Genomic DNA, 22,419 nt, shown 5'->3' with positions numbered 1-22,419 from the left:
AAGAAATTTTAGCCAATAGTACATGGTTTGTGATGTTTTGAATTGTTGATTTCCACTTCTGAATTCTGTATATTTAGGTAATTAAGCCAACGTAATGAAACTAATTTTATTTCTATTTGGGACATCCTTTGGATTGATGTTGCTCAAATTCAATCAATCCTTATCTATTATGTATCCGGGTGCTGGATACCTGGAATTCTTACAGCTTTTTGGAGTGATCCTGATGTGTGTCGCTTTGCTGTCGTGGGTATTATGGAGTAAGTATGGCCAGATAAAACTTGTAACACTTTTTAGTAGGGGAACACTCATTTTTGCCAGTATCACAGTCACTGTTGTTGGTTTGATCGTTTCTTTTGATGTAAAAACAGAAGAGTTCGTTTACTATTTTCTTCTTTCTTCCATAGCGGTGGGGGTGTATGCTGTGGAGCTTGTCAAACACTTACTTGTGCGTAAGACCTACATGTTGATTTTTTCAGTCGGGTTATTTGGCGGAGGAGTTGTTGGTTCATTTGTGCCATCAATAGCTGCATGGATTATTATTGATCTGTGTGCTTTAGCATATTGCTATTTGAATCATCGATATAATGTGCAATTGGCAAAAGGATAAAGCCAAATGAAGCATGAGTGCTGATAAAATATTGAGCTAGATTAGATGAATTAGGTTATTACTTAGCCATTTTCAATCTCATCAAATTAACGAACAAGAAAGACTTACAGAAGGCATTCTTTTCATTTTAATGTCCCGTCCATACGCTATCAAAAGAATCAAACCGCTGTGTTTCTTAATGGAATCAAAACCGTATAAAACAAGAAAAGCCACCTATTAAGGTAGCTTCTCTTCTGAGGTCCCGAGCGGATTCGAACCGCTGTACAAGGTTTTGCAGACCTTTGCCTAGCCACTCGGCCACAGGACCTGATATTGTCAGGTCTTTGCCTATCCGCTAGCTAGCGGACAAAGTACCTGTTGTTTTTGCGAGTGCAAATTAAAGAAATAATAAGGTAAACCGGAAGCATTTTGCTTCCGGTTTTTTGATATTATTCAGAATCTTTTGATTCTTCAGTTTCAGCTGAATCAGCTTCTTCTGCTTTTGGCTCTTCAGCTTTCTTTGCTGGAGCTTTTTTAGCAGGTTTAGCTGCTGCTTCTTCCATCTTCTCTTTAAGAGCAGATAGTGCATCCAAATCACCTAGAGTTGATTTCTCAGACTCATTGTTGATTTTGTTCAAAGTGTTTCCTTTGCCTTTACCACCAGTAGCTGCTTTCTTAGCTGGAGCCGGAGCCGGTTGCTCAGCGCCCTCTTTCCAAGTAGCTGTGTGAGAAAGAAGGATTCTCTTCTCATCTTTAGCGAATTCCATTACTTTGAAGTCTAAAGTTTCGCCTTCTGATGCGTTAGCACCGTCTTCTTTCTGAAGGTTTTTAGTAGAAACTTGTCCTTCAATACCGTAAGGAAGCTCAAGGATAGCACCTCTATCATTTGTAGAGATTACAGTACACTTATGAACAGATCCTCTTGTGAATACTGTTTCGAAAGTATCCCATGGGTTCTCTTCAAGGTGCTTATGGCTAAGAGCCAATCTTCTGTTATCTACATCAAGTTCCATTACCACAACTTCTAGGTTTTCACCTACTTTCACGAATTCAGATGGATGCTTGATTTTCTTAGTCCAGCTAAGATCAGATACGTGTACCAAACCGTCGATACCTTCTTCAAGCTCGATGAACAATCCGAAGTTTGTCAAGTTTCTTACGATACCTGAATGCTTGGTTCCAACAGCGTATTTAGTCAATACGTCTTGTTTAGTCCAAGGATCTTCAGTCAATTGCTTGATACCTAGAGACATTTTTCTTTCATCTCTATCAATAGTCAATACAACTGCCTCAAGCTCGTCTCCAACGCTGATGAAATCTTGTGGATTTCTCAAGTGCTGAGACCAAGACATTTCAGAAACGTGGATCAAACCTTCAACGCCAGGGATGATTTCAAGGAATGCACCGTAATCTGCTACGTTTACGATCTTACCTTTAACTTTCGATCCTACATCTAGGTCTTTATCCAACGAATCCCAAGGATGAGCAGTCAATTGCTTCATACCCAAAGAGATTCTTCTCTTATCATCATCAAAGTCAAGAACTACCACGTTAACTTTCTCGTCAAGTGAAAGAACTTCTTCCGGATGATTGATACGTCCCCAAGAAATATCTGTAATGTGTAGTAGACCATCCACACCACCAAGGTCGATGAATACACCGAAGTTGGTCATGTTCTTGATCACACCTTCTAGTACCTGACCTTTTTCAAGGTTCTCAAGGATTTGAGCTTTTTGTTTCTCGATATCCTTCTCGATCAATACTTTGTGTGATACTACTACGTTATCGTTAGTGTAGTTGATTTTTACAACTTTCACTTCCATTTTCTTACCAACAAACACATCAAAGTCTCTGATTGGCTTCACATCAATTTGTGAACCTGGAAGGAACGCCTCTACACCGTAAATATCTACGATAAGACCACCTTTTGTTCTTCTCTTAACCATACCGTCGATAACAAGGTCCTCATCCAATGCTTTTTGGATGTTTTCCCAAGCCTTAACGATTTTAGCTTTTCTTCTAGATAGAACTAGTTGGCCGTTAGCATTTTCTTGCTCTTCAACGTATACGTCAACTGTATCTCCAGTCTTAAGACCTTCGATATCTCTGAATTCAGAAAGAGAAACCAATCCGTCAGATTTGAAACCGATGTTAACGATAACATCTCTGTCAGTGATACCTACTACAGTACCAGACATTACTTCTTTCTCTGTGATTTGGTTCAATGTAGCCTCATATAGAGCCTCCATTTTCTTACGGTCTGCCTCAGAGTACTCTTCTCCAAAACCATCATCCTGTGCAGTATCCCAAACGTCAGTTACAGGTTGTGCGATAGGAGCAGCTACTTCTGGAGTTTTTGCTTCCTCAGTGAAAGGAACTTCTTTTTCAGCTTTCACTTCAGGAGCTTGAGCTTCAGCATTTTCAGCTTGGTTTTGAAGCTCTTCTTTGTTTTCTTCTGCCATAATAAAAATTGACTCTAATTACACTTTTATCACTCGAGTCGGGGTGATAAAGGTTTGGTTTAAAAATCATTTCAGCTCTGCAGCTAAAAAGCCATTCACTCGAATGGAGGCGCAAAGTTAAAGCATTTAACTAAAAAAGAGTAATTTCGATCTATTATCTTCGACCGAAACAAGTAAACAACTATGAATAGCAAACTTATCCTTCCATTACTACTTATCCTTCTGATTTTCAGCTGTCAACCAAAACAAGATCCTGTAGATACTATATTGGTTAATGCAAAGGTATACACCGCAAATGACGCTCAACCTACGGCAGAAGCAGTGGCAGTGAAAGATGGTAAAATTATTAAGGTTGGAAAATTGGATGACATATTAGCTTTTCGAGGTGATAGTACGCAAGTACTGAACTTGAATGGTCACTTTGTTTATCCCGGATTTATAGAGGGACATGCTCATATAATGGGAGTAGGAGCAAATCTGGTAAATGTGGATCTGATGGGTGCTCAGAGTTATTCAGAAGTAGTGGACATGGTGAAGAAAAGGGCGGAAGAGACACCAGAAGGAACTTGGATAATTGGTCGAGGATGGCATCAGGATAAATGGTCTGAGACTCCGGAAACTATTTTTAAGGGATTTCCCACACATCATGAGCTGAGTGAAGCAGTTCCTAATCATCCGGTTTATTTGAGTCATGCCAGTGGTCATGCCAGCCTGGTTAATGCCAAAGCATTAGAATTAGCAGGAATAAATAAAGATACTCCTGATCCTAATGGAGGAGAAGTGTTTAAAGATGTAACTGGTCAACCTACAGGCTTGCTTAATGAAACTGCGAGCAGGTTAGTAGCTGAAAAAATTCCTGAAGAGACTAAAGAATTGAAAGCTCGCAAATTACAGTTGGCAATTGATGAGTGTTTAAAAAATGGGATTGTTGGACTGCACCAGGCAGGATCAAGAGCAGATGATATAGAGGTGTTCGAAGAGTTTGCTGCTGAGGAAGAATTGAAGATCAGATTGCACGTAATGCTTTCTGGAATGGATACTTCGCTATTAAAAGCCTATTATGAAAAAGGACCGCAGATTGGTTTGTATGACAATCACTTGAACATCCGTTCCATAAAGTTATATGCCGATGGTGCTTTAGGTTCTAGGGGTGCATGGTTACTAGAAGAATACAGTGATGCTCACGGCGTGCATGGGCATAATGTCACTCCTATGGAAGATATAGAAGAGGTAGTTTTTGATGGTTTAGCGAACGGATTCCAAATGTGTACTCATGCCATTGGAGATCGAGCCAACAGAGAGGTACTGGATATTTATGAAAGAGCATTTGGGGAGTTTCCTGAGCAAGCAAATGATTCTAGATTCAGAATAGAGCATGCTCAGCATATCCATCCGGAAGATATTCCAAGATTTGCTGAATTAGGAGTTATTCCAGCTATGCAAGCTATTCATATGTCATCAGATCGACCGTGGGCAATAGATCGATTGGGTAAAGAGCGAATCGAAAACGGTGCTTATATGTGGAGTGAACTAATAGATAATGGTTCTAAAATTGTCAATGGAACAGATGCACCAGTGGAGCCTGTAAGCGCATTGGCAAGTTTCTATGCTTCTGTAAGTAGAAAAACACTGAAAGGAAATCCTGAAGGTGGTTACGAGCCTGGACAAAAGATGACTCGTGAAGAAGCTTTGAAATCATATACTATCTGGCCTGCATATGGCGCCTTTATGGAAGATATCACCGGTACAATTGAAGAAGGGAAAATTGCTGATTTTACGGTGTTAGATAAAGATATCATGACCGTTCCTGATGAGGAAATTTTAACTGCACAAGTGAAAATGACCATTATTGATGGTAAAGTGGTCTTTGAAAAGTAATTAACTGATAAATTGGTACGTTTGCAGCTCACCCATTTGACCAGAAGAAGTTGTTAGTAGAAGAGAACTTTTCACTTAAGCCACATAATACATTCGGACTTGATGTAATTGCTGATTTAAAGGCTTCCATCGAGCGGATTGATGATTTATCTGAATTATTTCAAGCAGATAAATATAGATCAATCAAGAAGATGATTCTTGGAGGTGGATCTAATGTGCTTTTTACGAGAAATTTCCTTGGGATGGTCTTGAAAATGGAAATCAAGGGAATAGAGATTCTGGAAGAAGGTGATGATTCGGTATTGATCAGCTTTGGAGCTGGTGAAAACTGGCATCAATGTGTGATGTGGGCTGTGGAGCAAGGATATGGTGGAGTTGAAAACTTATCTTTAATTCCAGGGACAATCGGAGCGGCACCAATGCAAAATATTGGAGCATATGGTGTTGAGCTCAAGGAGATATTTCATTCTTTAGAAGCCTACGAAATCAAAACTGGTCGAATTGTTCGCTTTTTTAATGAAGACTGTAAGTTTGGTTATCGCTACTCAGTTTTCAAAGGGCCACAACGAGATAAGTATATTATCACCAAGGTAAACCTAAGGCTGTCCAAGAAACCAAGTTTCAATATCTCATATGGAGCGATCAACGAAACATTGGAGGAAATGGGAGTTGAGAGGCTATCACTGAAATCCATCAGTCAGGCGGTGATCAATATTAGGCAATCCAAATTACCTGATCCTGCTCAGGTAGGTAATGCCGGATCCTTCTTCAAAAACCCTGTAGTAGAGAATACCTACTTTGATTCATTAAGAGCTGCTTTTGATGATATACCCGGATATCGACTGGATGAAGAGTTTACTAAAGTACCTGCAGCGTGGTTAATAGACCAATGCGGGTGGAAAGGAAAACGCTTTGGCAATGTAGGTGTCCATGACAAACAGGCACTTGTTTTAGTTAATCATGGCGGTGGTAAAGGCAAAGAAATCGTTACTTTATCTCAAGATATTCAAAAGTCCGTGCAGAATACATTCGGTATTCATCTCGAGACTGAGGTGAATATTATTGATTAATGGAGTTGATAAGTAAGACCCACCTTTAAACCTCCTTCTGTAATTCTCTCAGGGTAGTTTTCTTTGGTTAAGCTAATGGCAGAGTGCATGGCCATGAAAGGATTTACATATACACCTACTCCTGACTGAAAGTCATATTTAAGACCAAGTCCTAAGTTGAAACCTATTCCGTTTTGATCAGCAATTTCTTCTTGATGAGATAACGAAGTGGTGACAAGAGCTCCTGTGCTGATAAAGGCATATTTTAGAAAATTGACTCTCAAGCCAACCGGAATGACCAATAAACTAGTATTGAATTCTCTACCAGTGTCATCTACATGGGGGCCAGTGTTTGGGTGAACAGTGAATTCATGATTTCTAAGACCAACCCCCGTTTCAAGTGTCAATACCTTATTTAACGATCGGAAATAATCTATTTGAATGCCATAGTAACCTCTTCCAGAATAGGATGCAGCTCCATCTAATGAGGTAAGGTGTATGGCGTCGTTATCTCCTAAGCCCAAGTAAGAAACTCCAATTTGACTGGAAGGAAATGTGGAGTCTTGGCTAAATGAATTCAAAGAGGCGAAATTTGCTACTAGGATGAAGGCGAGTTTTTTCATTTGAGGTTTTTTGTTAGGTTGTGTTCATTCTTTTGACCCGAAGTAGACATGAAAAGTTGGAAAGGTGATGGTAGCCTTTCGTCAGTGGTTCATTTTTGAGTTTAGGCATATTGGTTGAGTTGTCTTCTTTCTAATTAACACTTTTTAACACAGCGGTTGTCTTGAAAAATATTCCCTTGAATACTATAATTGCGATCTATTTTTTCTAATAGAATTTCTCATTTAAATAGTTGATTGTCAGATTAATCTAATTTGAACCAATGTCAATAGTTGTAGAGAACCTCACTAAGAAATACGGTGAGCAAAAGGCAGTTAACGACATATCATTTGAGATTAAAACCGGTGAGGTAGTCGGTTTTCTAGGACCTAATGGTGCAGGGAAAAGTACTACAATGAAGATCATCACATGCTTCATGGCTCCCAGCTCAGGTGATGTACGTCTTGACAATGTCTCCATTCATTCAGACCCTGAAGCCATCAAAAAGAAAATTGGCTACTTACCAGAAAACAACCCACTCTATCTGGATATGCCTGTGGTAGAGTACTTACGTTTTTCTGCTGAAATTCAGGGAGTACCTAAGTCAAAAATTCCATCGCGCATTGCCGAAATGATAGACCGGTGTGGCCTGGATAGGGAAAAGCACAAGAACATCAATGAACTCTCCAAAGGGTATCGTCAGCGTGTTGGCTTAGCTCAGGCAATGATCCATGACCCTGAGATCTTGATTCTCGATGAGCCTACTACAGGTCTAGATCCTAACCAGATCGTGGAGATTCGTAAGTTGATTAAGGATTTGGGTAAAGAAAAGACCGTGATTCTGAGTAGTCATATTTTATCAGAAGTGGAGGCTACTTGTGATCGTATCCTGATAATCAATCGTGGTAGGATTGCCGCAGATGGTACTTCGGATACGCTGAGAAGTCAGTCGCAAGGGCAAGAGCTGCTCAAAGTAAGCATAGAAGCATCTCCTGAAGAGGTAGAGAAAGCTGTTCGTAGCTTGGCTAACGTGGAGAAGGTCACACCAATAGATGGTAAAGTTGGCTGGTTCAATGTACAGAGCAAGCCTGATGCTTCTTCTCGCAAAGAGATTTTTGATCTCTGCGTCAATAATAAATGGTATTTGATGGAAATGACTGGTCTGGAAACCAGACTGGAGGATGTATTCCAAAAATTAACGAAATAGATTATGAGCAAAGTTTGGATTATCACAAAACGCGAACTTGCATCATTCTTCGATTCCCTGATTGCCTACGTTATGATTGTATTGTTTCTGGGCCTCAGCGGAGCTTTTACCTGGTTGTTTGGAAGTGATGTGTTTTTCATCAATCAGGCCAATATGCAAGTTTTCTTTAGCATAGCTTTTTGGTCTTTGTTTTTCTTTATTCCAGCCATCACCATGCGGATGATCGCTGAGGAAAACAAGGCTGGTACTATAGAATTACTCATTACCAAAGCGGTAACGGACTCTCAGATAGTTTGGGGGAAGTTTTTGGCTTGTTTGCTGCTAGTGTTGATTGCGTTGGCTTGTACATTTCCGTATTATATTACTATTTCTCAGCTAGGTAATATCGATGATGGAGCAGTAATTGGTGGCTATTTAGGCCTGATTTTACTATCGGCATCTTACATCAGCATTGGACTGTTTGCCAGTAGTATTACTCAAAACCAGATCGTTGCGTTTCTTGCAGCTATATTCATTGGTGTGTTTTTTCATTTCGTGTTTGGGGTTGTCTCCAGTTCCGTTCGTGGTTTTTTCGGAGAGCTGTTCAACTACCTGAGCATGAGTACTCACTTTGAGTCTATGAGCAGGGGAGTAGTAGATAGTCGTGATTTGATTTACTTCTTTTCTATCATAGCCATCGGTGTTTTACTGTCGCAGGTGGCACTTTCAAAAAGAAATTGGCAATCCTAAAATAATCGCAAAATGAACAAGAAGAATATATTGATTCAGTTGGTCATTGTTATTGCCATTATTTTGGTGGCCAACCTATTGTCAAATGAATTGTATTTCCGACTGGACTTTACGGAAGATAATCGCTACACATTTAGTGAAGCTACTGAGGAGGTGATTGAAGAATTGAATGGAGTGGTGACTATCACGGCCTATTTCTCTGAAGATCTCCCTCCACAGCTGATGAAGACCCGTCAGGACTTTATGGATCAGTTGGTAGAGTATGAAAATTTGTCAGAAGGTAACATCGTTTTCGAGTTTGTGAATCCAAATGAAAGCGAGGAGACCGAACAGACAGCTCAGCAAAATGGTATCAGTCCTGTGATGATCAATGTACGGGAACGTGATCAGGTACAGCAAATGAGAGCTTATCTGGGAGCAGTATTAAAAATGGATGATCGTACGGAGATTATTCCAATCATCCAGCCTGGTGCCGCAATGGAGTATTCATTGACTACTGCTTTGAAGAAGGTTTCGATAGCGGACAAGCCAAAGCTTGGTTTCATTCAAGGATATGGAGAGCCAAGCTTGCAAGCCATGCCTCAACTGATGGAACAACTTTCTGTCCTGTACAGTGTGGAGCCATTTAGGCTAAGGGATTCAGCGAGTATACCGAGTTATTATAAAGCGCTGGTTTGGGTAGCACCTAAAGACACCATCCAGTTTGCTGAGTTTGCCAAGCTAGATCAATATTTGAATCAGGGAGGAGGTCTGTTCCTGGCACACGAACATGTACAGGGAGACTTGCAGCAAGGCTTGCTGTCTACTGTTGGTGATATTGGGATCAAAAACTGGTTAGCGCAAAAAGGAGTACAGTTTCAAGATCAGATGGTTGTCGATGCGCAATGTGCTACAGTGAACGTACAGCAGCGTAACGGATTTATGATCATGAACACGCAAAAGGAGTTTCCTTACTTCCCACAGCTCAATAACTTCCCTGAAAGTCCTATTACTGAGGGCATAGAGACGGTGATGTTGCCGTTCACAGCGCCACTTGCTTTTACTGATGCAGATTCGGCATGGTCTCAGGTACCACTGATGTACTCCTCTGAAAATTCAGGAACAGTTGGACTGCCAGGTTATGTGGATATACAGAAGCGCTGGACACAAGCAGACTTTCCTGCGGGACAGCAGATGCTAGCAGCAGGATTGGATAAAGGGTTGTCCAAAATCGTGGTAGTTTCCAATGCACAGTTTATTGTGAATGGTGAAGGTCAGCGACCACAGCAGCTCAATGCTGATAATGTCAACTTCGCCTCGAACTCTATCGACTGGATAGCAGATGATACTGGTTTGATCAATCTGAGAACCAAAGGAATCACAGCTCGTCCACTGGATGAGGTAGAGGACAGCACTAAGGCGATGATTAAGTATGGGAATGTGTTGGCGCCAATATTACTGTTGCTCGTCTATGCTTTCGTGAGAAAGCAACAACGCAATAGAAAGCGTCAGAAGTGGATGCAGGGTAATTACGAATAAGAAACTAAGATCAATATGATGAAAGGAAATAAACCAATGTTGCTTCTAGGAGTACTGGTGGTGCTCGTAGGTATCTATTTGGTAGTCAAATTTACAGACAGTAGTGGTCGTAGTAAGTCGTTTAGAAGTGAACTGGTTTCAGTCAATGATGAAGCCGTGACCAAACTTGAAATCATGTCACCAAGCGATACCACAGTGTTGGAAAAGAATGGTGAGAGCTGGAAGGTGAATGGCAAATATGTAGCTGATCCAGCCACCGTCTCTACCGCTTTGAAAACACTCCAGTTGATCAAACCTAGCAGGCTGGCATCCAGGTCTGAAGACTCCTGGAAGGATTTTCAGGTGGATAATACCGGTACTAGAGTAGTAGCTTATGAAGGAGGTGATAAGACACTAGATATTATTCTTGGGAGGTTTGATATGGAAGGCCAGCGTTCGTTCTATTCTTATGTTCGTTTGTCCAAAGAGTCTGATGTATATGTAGCTAAAGACTTTATGAAAATGTCCATTAGCACAGGCAGCAAGGCTTATCGCAATGATGATATTCTGAAAGTGAACAAAGATTCTCTAATGGCTATCCAGTTCAATTATCCTGATTCTGCATTTTCATTGACCAAAACCGAAAATCAATGGTTGGTGGATGACATGCCAGCCGACAGTGCAGCTGTTGCGGGGTATCTCAATGGTCTTCGGTTTGTGACCAGCCGAAACTTTGTGGATAATCCTGATGCACCGGCTGTCTATAATGTGGTTTATGAAACAGCGAGTGGAGAGCAGCAGCTCACAGCTCATAGTGGAGGAGGTTTGAGCTCATCTTCCAACAAGAATGAATACTGGGTAGATCCATCAACTGGTGAGAAAATTTTTAAAAGCAAAGCTCATTTCCTCGGTCAATAGCTAAACTTTGCTTTACATAAGGAGAGCCCGGCCCATAGTGTCGGGCTCTTTTCATTTAGAGAACTTTTGATGATCCCTTTCAGTTTAATTGAATAGATTTGAATGTTATGAAAGCAGTACTAAGACTTACTTTTTTAATTGGATTTATAGGATTGGCCTCTATTACACAAGCTCAAGAGGTGAAGTGGATGAGCTTTGAAGAGGCGGTGGAAGCGTCCAAAAAAGAGCCTAAAAAGCTTCTAATCGATGTATATACTGATTGGTGTGGTTGGTGTAAAAAGATGGATAAGGAAGCTTATGCAAATGAATCCATTGCTGCTTACATTAATGAAACTTTCTATCCTGTAAAGTTTGATGCAGAGCAAAAGGAAGATATTGAATTTGATGGACATACCTTCAAGTTTGTAGCTTCTGGTAGACGAGGAGTGCACCAATTGGCAGCTGCTCTTACCAATAACAAACTAAGCTACCCAACGACTGTATTTATGGATGAAGAATTCAGGATCATTCAACCTATCCCAGGTTATATGACAGCACAATCTATGGACCCAATTCTTCAATACATCGGTGGAGATAAGTTCAAGTCAGTGAAATGGGAAGAATTTCAGAAAAATTTCAAGTCTTCTCTCTAGAGTTTGCAACCCTTTGATTTGAGCTGCGTCTTTGGAGAAAAACTTATACATATGAAGACTATTCTCACTTTCGCCATAGCTGCTCTCGTTAGCTTTTCAGTATTCGCTCAGTCCGGAGCCAATAGATCTCTTTCCCCATTTACCGAAGTGTCCGTTCAGGAGGGAATTGACGCTATTCTGACTAAAGGATCTAAAGAGTCTGCTCGTATAGAAGCAGATGGTATTGATATAGAAGATGTAATCACTGAAGTATCTGGTGGAGTTTTGAAACTGGAACTAGAAGGTGATAATCATAGAAATGTTGATGTAACCATCTATGTAACCTATGTAGAGTTGGAAGCATTAAAAGCATCTTCAGCAGGTTCAATTAAAGTAAAAGATAAAGTAATCGCTAAAGGTGATTTTGATATCAGATGTAGCAGTGCTGGTGATATTGAGGCCAATATTGAGGCTGATGAAATGGATATAGATGTATCCAGTGCAGGAGATGTTGATTTGGTTATTTCAGTAAATCAACTAGATATCGAAGTGTCTAGTGCTGGAGATGTAGAAATAGAAGGTACGGCCAAATTTGTTGACGCCAATGCAAGTAGCTCAGGTGATATAGATGCTTATGATCTAAGTTGTGATGAGGCTGATTTAAGAGCTAGTAGTGGTGGGTCTATCAAACTGACCGTGAAGGAAAAATTAGACGGAAGAGCGAGTAGTGGTGGAAGTATCCGATACGAAGGGAATCCTAAATATGTAGATGCTGATAGCTCAAGCGGCGGTTCTGTCAAAAGATCATAATTTACGTTATTCATTGATTTAGCTCTGATAATCTGTTTCACGGTCGATTTCAGAGCTTTTTTTATGCACTTTGCTGAAAAGTTGATTTCTAGCACAATTTATGCATGATTGTTTGCGTTGGAGAAATCCTCAGGGGTAATAGGTTTAAAATCAAACTGTTGTGAAGTTGATAAGAGAAAAAGTGCAGGAGGTTATCATTCAGATACTCAAGAAAAAATCGTTCTATGCGGTATTGTTGGCGATCTACGCTGTGAGTAGTGCTAGAAGCATCAATAGGGATCATCATACAGAACTACTTTCGGAGTTTTATGGAGTTGACTACAATGATAGTTTGACTCGGATAGATTCTTTAATTGCTTATGCTAAAGAACAGTTAGAGAAACCTTATGCATATGGTGCTAAAGGTCCTGATCGATTTGATTGTAGTGGTTACACCGGATATGTGTTCAGAAATTTTGATATCAGACTTTCTGCATCTGCTCATTATCAGTCCAAGCAAGGCGTTGAAGTTGGTAAGGATGAACTGAAGCCAGGAGATTTGGTCTTTTTTAGAGGTCCAGGATCTACGACTGACCGGGTTGGTCATGTGGGAATTGTGTTGGAAGTGTCTGACGGTAGCGTTACATTCATACACAGTAGCACCAATAGAGGAGTGGTGATCAATGATCTGATCAAAAGCGACCATTATCGCAATAGATATTTGGTTGCTCGAAGAATACTTTAATTATCCATTTTATAGACCACATCCGTGATAAAACTTCATTTTATTTGCGGTATGAAAAGGATATGGATCATAGGATTGCTGTTTTTAGCAGCATGTGCGAGTGATGAAATTAAACGTGATCGTTTCTTTCTTCAGGGAAATGAAGCGTTGAATAATCGTGATTACCGATCAGCGATCAACTACTACACCAAAGCAATAAGTATTGATAAGGACTTTGCCAGAGCTTATAACAATAGAGGAGTAGCTCAAATTGAGACTGGTCACGCCTATGAAGCCATTCAGGACTACAATATTGCTTTAGGCATAGATCCAAATTACCAGGATGCCCTTTTCAACAGAGCTTATGCTTATGAAGAAGTCGGTAGACTCGATGATGCCTTAGATGATGTTGCTAAAGTAAAACTACAATATCCAGACTCAGCGTATGTTTATTTCTATGAAGGATTACTTCAATCTAAGCTACGCCTGTACGATGAGTCACAAGCTAGTTTTCTAAAAGCTGCAGCCCTTGATCCTGCCAACGAGGAAATAGATATTAACCTGGCTACCCTTTACTATTTCAAAGATCAGTTGGATAGCGCTAAGCAATTGCTGATGAAGGTTTTGAAAGTAAATCCACAACAATTAAATGCATTGAATACGCTCAGTCAAGTTTATTTGAAGGAAGGCGATATTCAGAATTCTTTAATTACTATCAATAGAGCGATCGATTTGCAGCCTGCAGATCCATATCTCTTGAATAATAGAGGACAGATTTACCTGGAGATGGGTGAATTAGATAAGGGGCTTGAGGATATCAATAAAAGTATTTTGCAGGATCCTGAGAATCTTTGGGCTTATCGAAATAAGGGAATTTACCATTTAATGAATGGCAATACCACTGATGCAATTCGTTTATTGGAAAAGGCTATTAGCAAGAGGGAATTGGTGGATGAAGTGCATTCGTATCTTGGGCAGGCGTATCAGCTTCAAGAGGATATGACCAAAGCATGTGAGCAATGGCTGATAGGAGTGGAAAAGAAAGAAAGTCGTTCTGTAAAGCTCTATGAGGAGCATTGTCAATAGTCTTCTTCAGGTTCTTTGATGAAGATGAGTTGGTAAAAGCTGGCTATGTGACAGAAGAATACTACTGGCACTACGAATAAAGGAAGCAATACGTAAGGAAAATAAAATACAGCTACATTTGGCTGGTCATAAATGGCAGGATCAAAGAAATATGGTGTTGCCTGAATTGCTCTTGCTACAATGTTAACTAGCAGTCCAAGTGTCATTAGATTCCAGATGATGGCAGCTAGTTTACTTTTACTTTTCATTCCGACTAGGAATAGCCCAGCAAAAGGTGCTGAAATTCCTGATAAGATATCAAAATTCACTCCTTGAAAGGTCATTGATTCAGCCACAGCCCCATTGATAAATAACCACCAGAGCACAATTTCAACAGGTACACGCACAATGTGTAGGTAAGTCAGTGTTGTGATGGGCATTTGTCCGATGAACTCTCGTGTTTTTGGATAGATAAAAAGTCCAGCAATACAGATGATCATGATGCCTAGAAACAAGAATAATTTCGGAGGCATGAAGTCATAGTCCTGATAAAATCCATTAAGGGAAAGTATCGTGACAATGAAAATCCAGAGTGCTATGAAAGTGGTCATAATCACCGCACCATTTCCTTTTTCACCGCCAGCTCTGGTGGCAGCATAATATAGAAAACCAAAGCATGTGATGACACAAGCTAGAAAGGTTAGGCTTACATAGGTTGGTATGTTATCTAGCGGTTCCAAGGGATATAGCAATATATGAATTCTTTCAAAAAAAAGGAATGGAATTTTACAAATGCCGATAGGGTTAATGGAGAAGTGTGCAAAATGAATATTTTTACATTTCATGGAAGACCTCATCGGTAGACTTAAACAACGACTCCAAAGCCCCTTGCCTGGGAACGTAGCTCATGTGAAAATGCTACCCAAAATCCCTGGTGGAAATAAGTTGAGGTTCAAATATTCTGACGAGCCTAGAAAAGGTGCGGTCCTGATCTTACTTTATGAGGCAGCAGACGAGATTTACTTTCCTTTGATACAGCGACCACAGTATGAAGGAGTTCATAGTGGTCAGATAGCCTTGCCAGGAGGTAGGTATGAGGAGGCGGATAAAGATCTCATTGCGACGGCAATTCGAGAGACGCAGGAGGAGGTAGGTGCTGATCCGAGTACCATTGAGGTGATTGGTCATCTCAGTGAGTTTATGGTGTCAGCGAGCAATCATTTGGTGCTGCCAGTCATCGGATACACTCGTACGAAGCCCAGTTTTGTTCCCGATCCTTATGAAGTAGATGAAGTGATTGAAGCTAGATTGGGGGAAATCATGGATGAAAGCTTGATCAGAGAAACGGAAATTGTTACAAGTGGAGGTTATCGTCTCAAGTCCCCTTATTTTGATGTGCAGGGAAAAGTGGTTTGGGGAGCAACCGCCATGATGCTAAGTGAATTTGTTCAAATAATCAAAGAATTATGAGTGATGTACTAATCACCAATGATGCCGTCATTTTTGGCATCATCATGTTGATTTTAGGATTTGTATTTTACACTTCTTCCAGTGAGAACCCTGGATGGAAGAAATTTTATGGTGTAGTGCCAGCACTTTTGATGTGCTACTTCTTACCATCTCTCTTAGGAACTTTCGGCATCATTGACCCATCACAATCCAAACTGTATTTTGTTGCCAGCAGGTATTTGCTTCCAGCCTCATTGGTATTGCTGACAATAAGTGTTGACTTGAAAGAAATAGTCAAACTAGGTCCCAAAGCCTTAATTATGTTCTTTACGGCGACAGTTGGTATTGTGTTTGGAGGGCCATTGGCAATTCTGGTATTTTCATATGTTGCTCCCGATTTGGTTTCTGCACCGCCTCCCAATGAAGTATGGCGAGGAATGACGACCATTGCTGGTTCGTGGATTGGAGGAGGAGCCAATCAAGCAGCTATGAAAGAGGTCTTTGAAGTGAATGGTGAGCTCTTTTCCAAAATGGTGGCAGTCGATATCATCATCGGTAATACCTGGCTTGGTTTGCTCCTGGCAGGTATTGGTTACACCAAATTGATCGATAAAAAATTGAAAGCAGATTCATCTGCGATAGAATCATTGAAGCAGAAAATGGATGCTTATCAATCGAGTATTGCTAAGATGCCAACACTGAACGATTACATGATCATCCTAATGGTGGCGTTTATCAGTACAGGTTTGGCGCATATGCTGAGTGATATGATTGCTCCGTTTATCGCTGAGAATTTCCCAGCATTAGAAAAGTACAGTTTGACTTCTGGATTTTTCTGGATTGTGGTACTTGCTACAACTTTCGGTGTAGGATTGTCATTTACAAAAGCAAAGGATTTAGAAGGTGCAGGAGCTTCTAAGATTGGAAGTGTTTTTATCTATATTCTTGTTGCTACGATTGGTATGCACATGGATATTATGGCTGTATTTGATGATCCTGGGCTATTTTTAGTGGGGATTACCTGGATGTTGTTTCATGTAGGATTACTGTTATTGGTGGCTAAGTTGATTAAGGCACCTTACTTCTTTGTAGCAGTAGGCAGTACGGCCAATGTAGGTGGAGCAGCTTCGGCACCCGTTGTAGCGGCTGGTTTTCATCCGGCACTTGCTCCAGTAGGAGTGCTATTAGCTGTTTTAGGTTATGTTTTGGGTACTTACGGTGCCTGGCTTTGTGGAATTTTAATGGGAATGGTCTCGCCATAATGGAAGAACAACATATTACATATCAACATTCGGCTCCTTATTACAAGCTCAACTCTTACACGAAGAAAACAAAACGTGTTTGGATAGTCTTTCATGGATATGGTCAATTAGCAAAGTTCTTTATTCGAAAATTTGAGCATTTGGATAAGGACGAGAACTACTTTATTGTGCCGCAAGGATTGCATAAGTATTATCTGGAAGGATTTTATGGCAGAGTAGGAGCCAGCTGGATGACCAAGGAAGATCGCCTTAATGATATTCAGAATCAATATGCATACATAGATGCTGTTCTTGAGAACGAACCCATTGATTGGGAGAATGTTGAACTTATTTATTTCGGGTTTTCACAAGGAGTAGCAACTATGACTCGCTATGCGGCCCATGCAAAACGAGTATTTAATCAAATGATCATTTGGGCTGGTACTTTTCCGCCTGAGTTGCAATTTGAAGATTTTAAGTATCTGACTGGAAGCGAAAAGGTTAAATATTTTACCGGAACTCAAGATCCGTTTTTGGAGGAAGGGATGGAAGAGAAGCAACGCATTCGAGTGATGGAAGCCATGGATATCGAGCCGGAAGTCATATGGTTTGAAGGGAAGCACGAAGTTATTCCAGACTTATTGCTAACTATTTAGTGTTCAAATTCGTACAATGGTTGTCTTGTTTTGGTGCATATTAAAACAACGATTATTTTTAACTAATACATTATCAGTACATTACAAAGTTGGTATCCGATTTGATACCAATTAGAAAACTAAAGCATTTTTATGATCCATCTTAAGGACGTTGATAAATTCATCGAGTCGAAGTATCAGCGTGTATTCATCTTAAAAGGCATAGACCTTACAATTGAACAGGGAGAGTTTGTGAGTATCATGGGACCAAGTGGTTCTGGCAAGTCCACACTCATGAACATCATTGGAATGTTAGATAAGCCTTCTCAGGGTGAGTATCATTTCATGGATGAGCCAGTTCATCTGTTTTCTGAGCGTAAGACTTCCAAAATTCACAAGGAACATATTGGTTTCATTTTCCAGGCATATCATTTGATTGATGAATTGAATGTTTATGAAAACATTGAAACTCCGTTGTTATATCGAGGTGTAGGGCGTAAAGAACGTGCTTCTATGGTTGCGGAGATGTTGGATCGATTCAATATGGTTGCCAAGAAAGATTTGTTCCCAGAGCAGCTATCAGGCGGTCAGCAGCAGCTTGTCGGAGTAGCAAGAGCTATAGTTGGTAAACCAAAATTATTGTTGGCTGATGAGCCTACAGGAAATTTGCACTCCTCTCAAGGTGAGGAGGTAATGGAGTTGCTTCAGCAGTTGAATAAAGAAGGAATGACCATTATACAGGTAACGCATAATGAGAAGTTTGCAGAGTATGGTTCAAGAGTGATTGAACTAGAAGATGGAGCTCTCAAAAAATCATAATATTGCTGTATTTGATTCTTTTTTAAAGACTAACAAACAGTGGCTCGATTGGCTGACCGAACTTAATCTAACCAAACTAACAGATGTGCCTTTATCTGGAGGTTGGTCAATTGGGCAACTTTATCTTCACCTCATCAACGAAACAAGTTGGTACCTAGAGCAGTCAGCACTGTGTCTCGGGAATGAAGAACATATCAATGATTCGATGACAGAATCGGCCAAGAGTATGTTCGAAAACAATTCATTTCCTCAGATCAAAATCAAAGGAGATCCTTTGATCAACGATTCTATCCCGCAACCTTCCTCTAAAGAATCATTGATTGAATCATTTAATTCTTTATCTGCTAAGGCTAAAGAAATCTGGTCAGAATACTTGTTGTCTGAGGTTTATGGTAAAACTCAGCATCCAGGTCTGAATTATTTCAATCCAGAGGAATGGATTCAATATGCTGACATGCACATGCGGCATCATATCAAACAAAAGGAGTTTATTTTAAAAGCGCTCAGATATTGACCGAGTTAAACAACTTGATCAGTCAAGTAGTTGCTCTTACATGCCTAAACCAAACTGGACAGTTGTCTTACTGACATTGCTATGCCTTTACGTGAATACAAACAACGTATTTGCTCAAGAAGACCCCTTTTTAGAATATGGAATAGTTTACTCCTCTTTACCCTGGTATAACCTTCGAGGAGGTTTGGATAAAGGTTTTGTATACATGGATAATGCGGATGTAACTGCAAAGCTTAACTTCAATGAGCTGTTTCATTGGGAACAGGATTTTTCGATTTTTTTATACGGGCTTGGGAATCATGGTGGTCGAGCTACTGATTTGATGGGTGATTTTCAGGTAGCTAGTAATATTCAAGCACCTAAAGCCTGGAGGCTGTTCGAAGCATGGGCACAGCAAAATTTTTTTGAAGATAAAGTGTCTGTGTTAGTTGGTTTGTATGACTTGAATTCAGAGTTTGATGTATTGCGACCAGGGACCATTTTTGTTAATAGTTCATTTGGTATCGGTGCAGAATATGCTCAATCTGGGCTCAATGGACCGTCTATTTTTCCAATATCTTCTGTAGGTACTCGATTATCAATTGCTTTAAATGATCAGATCAAGTTAAAAGTGGCAGTACTGGATGGTGTGCCTGGAAATGTCAATCATCCTAAATCCAATCGGATTAAAATTAGTGCCGATGAAGGGGCATTGATCGCTTTTGAATCCAGTTTTTATACAAGTACCGCCGGTAAATATAAAATGCAGCGTGGTTATGTGACCAGAAGGAAGAAAGTAGGGAGAGAACATAGCATTCCTACCAATGATAAAGTCAACCTTGGTGGATGGTACTATACATCACCTTTCGAATTTCAGGATGGTAGTGGCCGTTCTGGTCAAAACTTTGGTGTATATCTAGGAGGTCAGAAATATTGGTTTTATTCCAGTTATGATGACCGATATATTGCATTTTTTGCTCGATATGGGATTTCGGCACAGCATTATAATCAGTTGAGTTCAGCATTGTCTGCTGGGCTGGTTTTGGCAGGTTCTACCAGTGAAGCCACAGACTATTTTGGAGTTGCAATCAGTTCAGGATTTAATGGAGATTGCTATTTATCAGTTAATCCAGAGAGATTGAAAAGGGAGACTGCCATAGAAGTGACCTATTCTTTTCCTTTTAGAAAGTGGTTGACTTTGCAGCCTGATTTGCAATATGTGATAAATCCGTCCACAGCACCCGAAATCAATAACCCCTTGGCGGTGGGATTATTAATTCAGGTTTCTGTTGGTAGAGGAATCTAGGTTAGGATTTTGATTCCTTCCAGTTTATTAGAGTAGTCAGGGTACTTAATTTTTTAAATGATAGATGCAGTTGCTGTTCTGGCTAGACACAACAATTAGTTGAATTAAGTGCTTCTGATGGTACTCAGTGGTAGTAAGCAATTGGTCGGGAGTTCTAGTTAGGAACTGCTGCTTACCAATGATCATCCTGATCAGCTCCACAAAATTGTGGTTCTTAATCAAGTCGTTAATCATCACCTTGCTGATCGATAGTGATTGTTTTGATATCCATAAAAAAAGCCAGTGCATGGCACAATGCACTGGCTGAATAACATTTTGAAAGCAAAAAGCTTGCAGAACAGAAGGACTGTATACTTCTGAATTAGATGCAAACGCTGGATTTACAATGTTGCGATAATAGGTGTAATTCATCAAATCCATTGAGACAAAAAAAGCCAACTTTGATTGTACATCATAATTGACTTATCATACTAAGTGGATATGGAGTTGCAATATTTGCAACTTTTCATACTAAGGAATCAGAATTATCCTGTAACTCTCTCAAATTCATTGAGTTTGCTATGCATAGTGTTAAAGAAACGCATGCGCTCTTTCTCAGAAGAATTGCTGATTGGAATGGATTTTTGCAAAATGGTAGTGATGTAGCGCTCAATATTTTCGCAAAACTCATTGTCTGTTGTACTTAACAGGTTTAGCATATTGTAGGTTTTATGGACCATTCGCTGTTCGTCCATAGAGAAGAAAATGGTGTTATCACCGATTTCTATTTCGTTGTAGTACAGTTCATACCTACCATTAGGCACAGGCTTGTTGCATGGACTTTTTTTGACACCAGCCTCTGCTTCTTCTGCTAGAAGGTTTAGGAGCTGACGTAGTTCATTAATGAGAGTTTCAAGTTGTACTTTAGTAAGTGCTCCTACTTCATAGCTGTACTCCATCTGTCTTAGCGTGACATTGAATGTTTCATCACTCCAGATTTCCAGTGAAGGAACTTGCTGATAGGCATCCCAGATTTCTTCGCATAGCCTGGTCATTTCTGGGCTAATCACATTTCTATTAAAGACTTTGTTGGAAAGCGTTGGCTCTTTCAAGATGGATTTCATCCAGAAATACGATTTGAACGCACTGAGCTCAGGAAATCTAAAATAATGGAAAGGAGGGATGTCCTTCGCAATAAAAGTCATGTGATAAGACTCCTTTCGCTGAATCAATTGAATGGATTGAAGGACAGCATTCAAGAACTCATTGTATCCGAAGTTGACATTGAGCATGCGCTTGTGAAAAAGCACTGTGTCTTTCGAAAGGTTGAAAAACGTATCAAGTGAAGCATTGAAATGCTGACTTATTTTGCGTATTTCATTGAATGTCAGCAGGGTGTCGCCTCTCATTCGGCGGTAAGCACTGTCTTTGCTGATATCGAGTAGAGTGACTAGTTCGTCCGCAAATCGAAGTTGTGGGTTCTTGATTTTTACCCACTCAAGAAAGGAAATTTGAATGTCTCGGTCTGTATTCATAGATGGCTACAGACCAAATTAAGACATTTTGCTTAAGTATAGCCATGACTTAGAAAAAACCTTCGCTTCCCTCGGCTGCTTCTTTCTGAAGTTCTTCAGACAGTTCTTTGCCGAGGTATTTATCAATGGCATTGTGTGCTACATAGATCAAAGGAGTAAGCACTATGGCAATGACGAATTTATAGATGTAATTGATCGTGCCTACAGACATTAATTGAGCTAGAGGCCATGATTTGCCTTCTGGAGCTAAAATGTAAAAAGCAATGCCTAGAACAACGAAACTATCCACTAACTGAGAAACCAATGTTGAGCCTGTTGCGCGTAACCAGATCATCTTGCTGCCTGTCACTTTTCTTAGCTTTTGAAAGATAAATACATCTAACAGTTGCCCAATAAGGAACGCCACCAGAGATCCAACGATGATTCCCATTCCCTGTCTAAAGATCACGTTGAAAGCATAGTTTACATTAAAGTCACTGCCATTAGGGCCAGTAGCATTGACATCCAGCCAGAATTGCGCAGGCATTAGTAAAGTGATAATGTAGATGGCTAGAAATGAATAGGAGATACATCCAACAGCGATATAGCTGATTTTACGAACTCCTTTTTTACCAAAGTATTCATTGATAATGTCTGTAGTTATGAATACTACAGGCCAAATAACTACACCACCAGTCAGATTAAAATCCAATACCCAGTTTCCAAACAAAGGAATATTGGCGGGCTCTAATCCGAGAGAGTTCTCAAGGGAAAATATTTTAACACCAATAATCTCAGCCAATATGGCATTGGTCAGGAATATTGCTGAAAGTATAATGAAGAGGGTCTGACGTTTGTCTTTCATGGT

22 protein-coding genes and 1 tRNA gene are annotated in these 22,419 nt (G+C 40.1%); 17 read left to right on the top strand and 6 right to left on the bottom strand.

What is annotated here, in order from left to right; all coding sequences use genetic code 11:
• Window positions 1–94: 94 nt before the first annotated feature.
• Window positions 95–607, top strand: coding sequence for a hypothetical protein (locus NXS00_RS04835; protein WP_258097982.1), 513 nt, complete (start codon window positions 95–97; stop codon window positions 605–607).
• Between the two features lie 236 nt (window positions 608–843).
• Here the strand turns inward: NXS00_RS04835 and NXS00_RS04830 are convergent.
• Window positions 844–914: transfer RNA gene (locus tag NXS00_RS04830), tRNA-Cys, on the bottom strand.
• Between the two features lie 121 nt (window positions 915–1,035).
• On the bottom strand, window positions 1,036–3,048 hold the full coding sequence (gene rpsA / locus NXS00_RS04825) for a 30S ribosomal protein S1 (protein WP_258097981.1): 2,013 nt from the start codon (window positions 3,046–3,048) through the stop codon (window positions 1,036–1,038).
• 183 nt (window positions 3,049–3,231) lie between these two features.
• On the opposite strand from rpsA, the gene NXS00_RS04820 reads away from it, so the two are divergent.
• Complete coding sequence (locus NXS00_RS04820) at window positions 3,232–4,926, top strand: amidohydrolase (protein WP_258097980.1); 1,695 nt, start codon at window positions 3,232–3,234, stop codon at window positions 4,924–4,926.
• Window positions 4,927–4,976: 50 nt separating this feature from the next.
• Window positions 4,977–5,996 carry a UDP-N-acetylmuramate dehydrogenase gene (murB, locus tag NXS00_RS04815; protein ID WP_258097979.1) on the top strand — a complete coding sequence of 340 codons (1,020 nt, stop codon included), beginning with the start codon at window positions 4,977–4,979 and terminating at the stop codon, window positions 5,994–5,996.
• Here murB and NXS00_RS04810 read toward each other — a convergent pair.
• The gene (locus NXS00_RS04810) at window positions 5,993–6,598 is read right to left on the bottom strand and encodes a hypothetical protein (RefSeq protein WP_258097978.1); all 606 of its coding nucleotides are present in this window, start codon (window positions 6,596–6,598) and stop codon (window positions 5,993–5,995) included. The genes murB and NXS00_RS04810 overlap by 4 nt on opposite strands.
• 260 nt (window positions 6,599–6,858) lie before the next feature.
• Between NXS00_RS04810 and NXS00_RS04805 the strand changes: the two genes are divergently transcribed.
• From NXS00_RS04805 to NXS00_RS04770, 8 genes are all read left to right on the top strand, one after another.
• Window positions 6,859–7,782 carry an ATP-binding cassette domain-containing protein gene (locus NXS00_RS04805; RefSeq protein WP_258097977.1) on the top strand — a complete coding sequence of 308 codons (924 nt, stop codon included), beginning with the start codon at window positions 6,859–6,861 and terminating at the stop codon, window positions 7,780–7,782.
• A gap of 3 nt (window positions 7,783–7,785) precedes the next feature.
• Window positions 7,786–8,511, top strand: coding sequence for an ABC transporter permease (locus NXS00_RS04800; RefSeq protein WP_258097976.1), 726 nt, complete (start codon window positions 7,786–7,788; stop codon window positions 8,509–8,511).
• 12 nt (window positions 8,512–8,523) lie between these two features.
• A complete protein-coding gene (locus NXS00_RS04795; protein ID WP_258097975.1) occupies window positions 8,524–10,029 on the top strand; it encodes a GldG family protein in 1,506 nt (501 codons plus the stop codon).
• Between the two features lie 15 nt (window positions 10,030–10,044).
• Window positions 10,045–10,926, top strand: a complete 882-nt coding sequence (locus tag NXS00_RS04790) for a DUF4340 domain-containing protein (RefSeq protein ID WP_258097974.1) — start codon at window positions 10,045–10,047, stop codon at window positions 10,924–10,926.
• Window positions 10,927–11,033: 107 nt separating this feature from the next.
• Window positions 11,034–11,558 carry a thioredoxin family protein gene (locus NXS00_RS04785; RefSeq protein WP_258097973.1) on the top strand — a complete coding sequence of 175 codons (525 nt, stop codon included), beginning with the start codon at window positions 11,034–11,036 and terminating at the stop codon, window positions 11,556–11,558.
• Between the two features lie 51 nt (window positions 11,559–11,609).
• A complete protein-coding gene (locus tag NXS00_RS04780; RefSeq protein WP_258097972.1) occupies window positions 11,610–12,347 on the top strand; it encodes a head GIN domain-containing protein in 738 nt (245 codons plus the stop codon).
• 160 nt (window positions 12,348–12,507) lie between these two features.
• Window positions 12,508–13,071, top strand: a complete 564-nt coding sequence (locus tag NXS00_RS04775) for a C40 family peptidase (RefSeq protein WP_258097971.1) — start codon at window positions 12,508–12,510, stop codon at window positions 13,069–13,071.
• A gap of 51 nt (window positions 13,072–13,122) precedes the next feature.
• Window positions 13,123–14,136: a tetratricopeptide repeat protein gene (locus tag NXS00_RS04770; protein ID WP_258097970.1), complete on the top strand. Its 1,014-nt coding sequence runs from the start codon at window positions 13,123–13,125 to the stop codon at window positions 14,134–14,136.
• Here NXS00_RS04770 and NXS00_RS04765 read toward each other — a convergent pair.
• Window positions 14,130–14,855 carry a DUF8737 domain-containing protein gene (locus NXS00_RS04765; RefSeq protein WP_258097969.1) on the bottom strand — a complete coding sequence of 242 codons (726 nt, stop codon included), beginning with the start codon at window positions 14,853–14,855 and terminating at the stop codon, window positions 14,130–14,132. The genes NXS00_RS04770 and NXS00_RS04765 overlap by 7 nt on opposite strands.
• Window positions 14,856–14,958: 103 nt before the next feature.
• Between NXS00_RS04765 and NXS00_RS04760 the strand changes: the two genes are divergently transcribed.
• The 6 genes from NXS00_RS04760 (at window position 14,959) to NXS00_RS04735 (ending at window position 20,058) form a co-directional block, all read left to right on the top strand.
• Window positions 14,959–15,585, top strand: a complete 627-nt coding sequence (locus NXS00_RS04760) for an NUDIX hydrolase (protein ID WP_258097968.1) — start codon at window positions 14,959–14,961, stop codon at window positions 15,583–15,585.
• Window positions 15,582–16,826: a DUF819 family protein gene (locus NXS00_RS04755; protein WP_258097967.1), complete on the top strand. Its 1,245-nt coding sequence runs from the start codon at window positions 15,582–15,584 to the stop codon at window positions 16,824–16,826. The genes NXS00_RS04760 and NXS00_RS04755 overlap by 4 nt, the downstream gene beginning before the upstream one ends.
• Window positions 16,826–17,461 carry an alpha/beta hydrolase gene (locus tag NXS00_RS04750; RefSeq protein WP_258097966.1) on the top strand — a complete coding sequence of 212 codons (636 nt, stop codon included), beginning with the start codon at window positions 16,826–16,828 and terminating at the stop codon, window positions 17,459–17,461. Before NXS00_RS04755 ends, NXS00_RS04750 begins: the two co-directional genes overlap by 1 nt.
• Window positions 17,462–17,593: 132 nt before the next feature.
• Window positions 17,594–18,259, top strand: coding sequence for an ABC transporter ATP-binding protein (locus NXS00_RS04745; protein ID WP_258097965.1), 666 nt, complete (start codon window positions 17,594–17,596; stop codon window positions 18,257–18,259).
• Window positions 18,237–18,773, top strand: coding sequence for a DinB family protein (locus NXS00_RS04740; RefSeq protein WP_258097964.1), 537 nt, complete (start codon window positions 18,237–18,239; stop codon window positions 18,771–18,773). Before NXS00_RS04745 ends, NXS00_RS04740 begins: the two co-directional genes overlap by 23 nt.
• A gap of 40 nt (window positions 18,774–18,813) precedes the next feature.
• Window positions 18,814–20,058 carry a carbohydrate porin gene (locus NXS00_RS04735; protein WP_258097963.1) on the top strand — a complete coding sequence of 415 codons (1,245 nt, stop codon included), beginning with the start codon at window positions 18,814–18,816 and terminating at the stop codon, window positions 20,056–20,058.
• Window positions 20,059–20,582: 524 nt separating this feature from the next.
• On the opposite strand, the gene NXS00_RS04730 is transcribed toward NXS00_RS04735, so the two are convergent.
• Entirely contained in the window at window positions 20,583–21,572 is a 990-nt protein-coding gene (locus tag NXS00_RS04730) for a helix-turn-helix domain-containing protein (protein ID WP_258097962.1), read from the bottom strand.
• A gap of 49 nt (window positions 21,573–21,621) precedes the next feature.
• On the bottom strand, window positions 21,622–22,416 hold the full coding sequence (locus tag NXS00_RS04725) for a queuosine precursor transporter (protein WP_258097961.1): 795 nt from the start codon (window positions 22,414–22,416) through the stop codon (window positions 21,622–21,624).
• Between the last annotated feature and the right edge of the window lie 3 nt (window positions 22,417–22,419).

The sequence above is a fragment of the Marinoscillum pacificum genome (assembly GCF_024714495.1).
GTDB lineage: Bacteria > Bacteroidota > Bacteroidia > Cytophagales > Cyclobacteriaceae > Marinoscillum > Marinoscillum pacificum.
The sequence above is the reverse complement of the archived record's forward strand: the minus strand, read 5'-3'. Positions and strand labels throughout refer to the sequence as shown.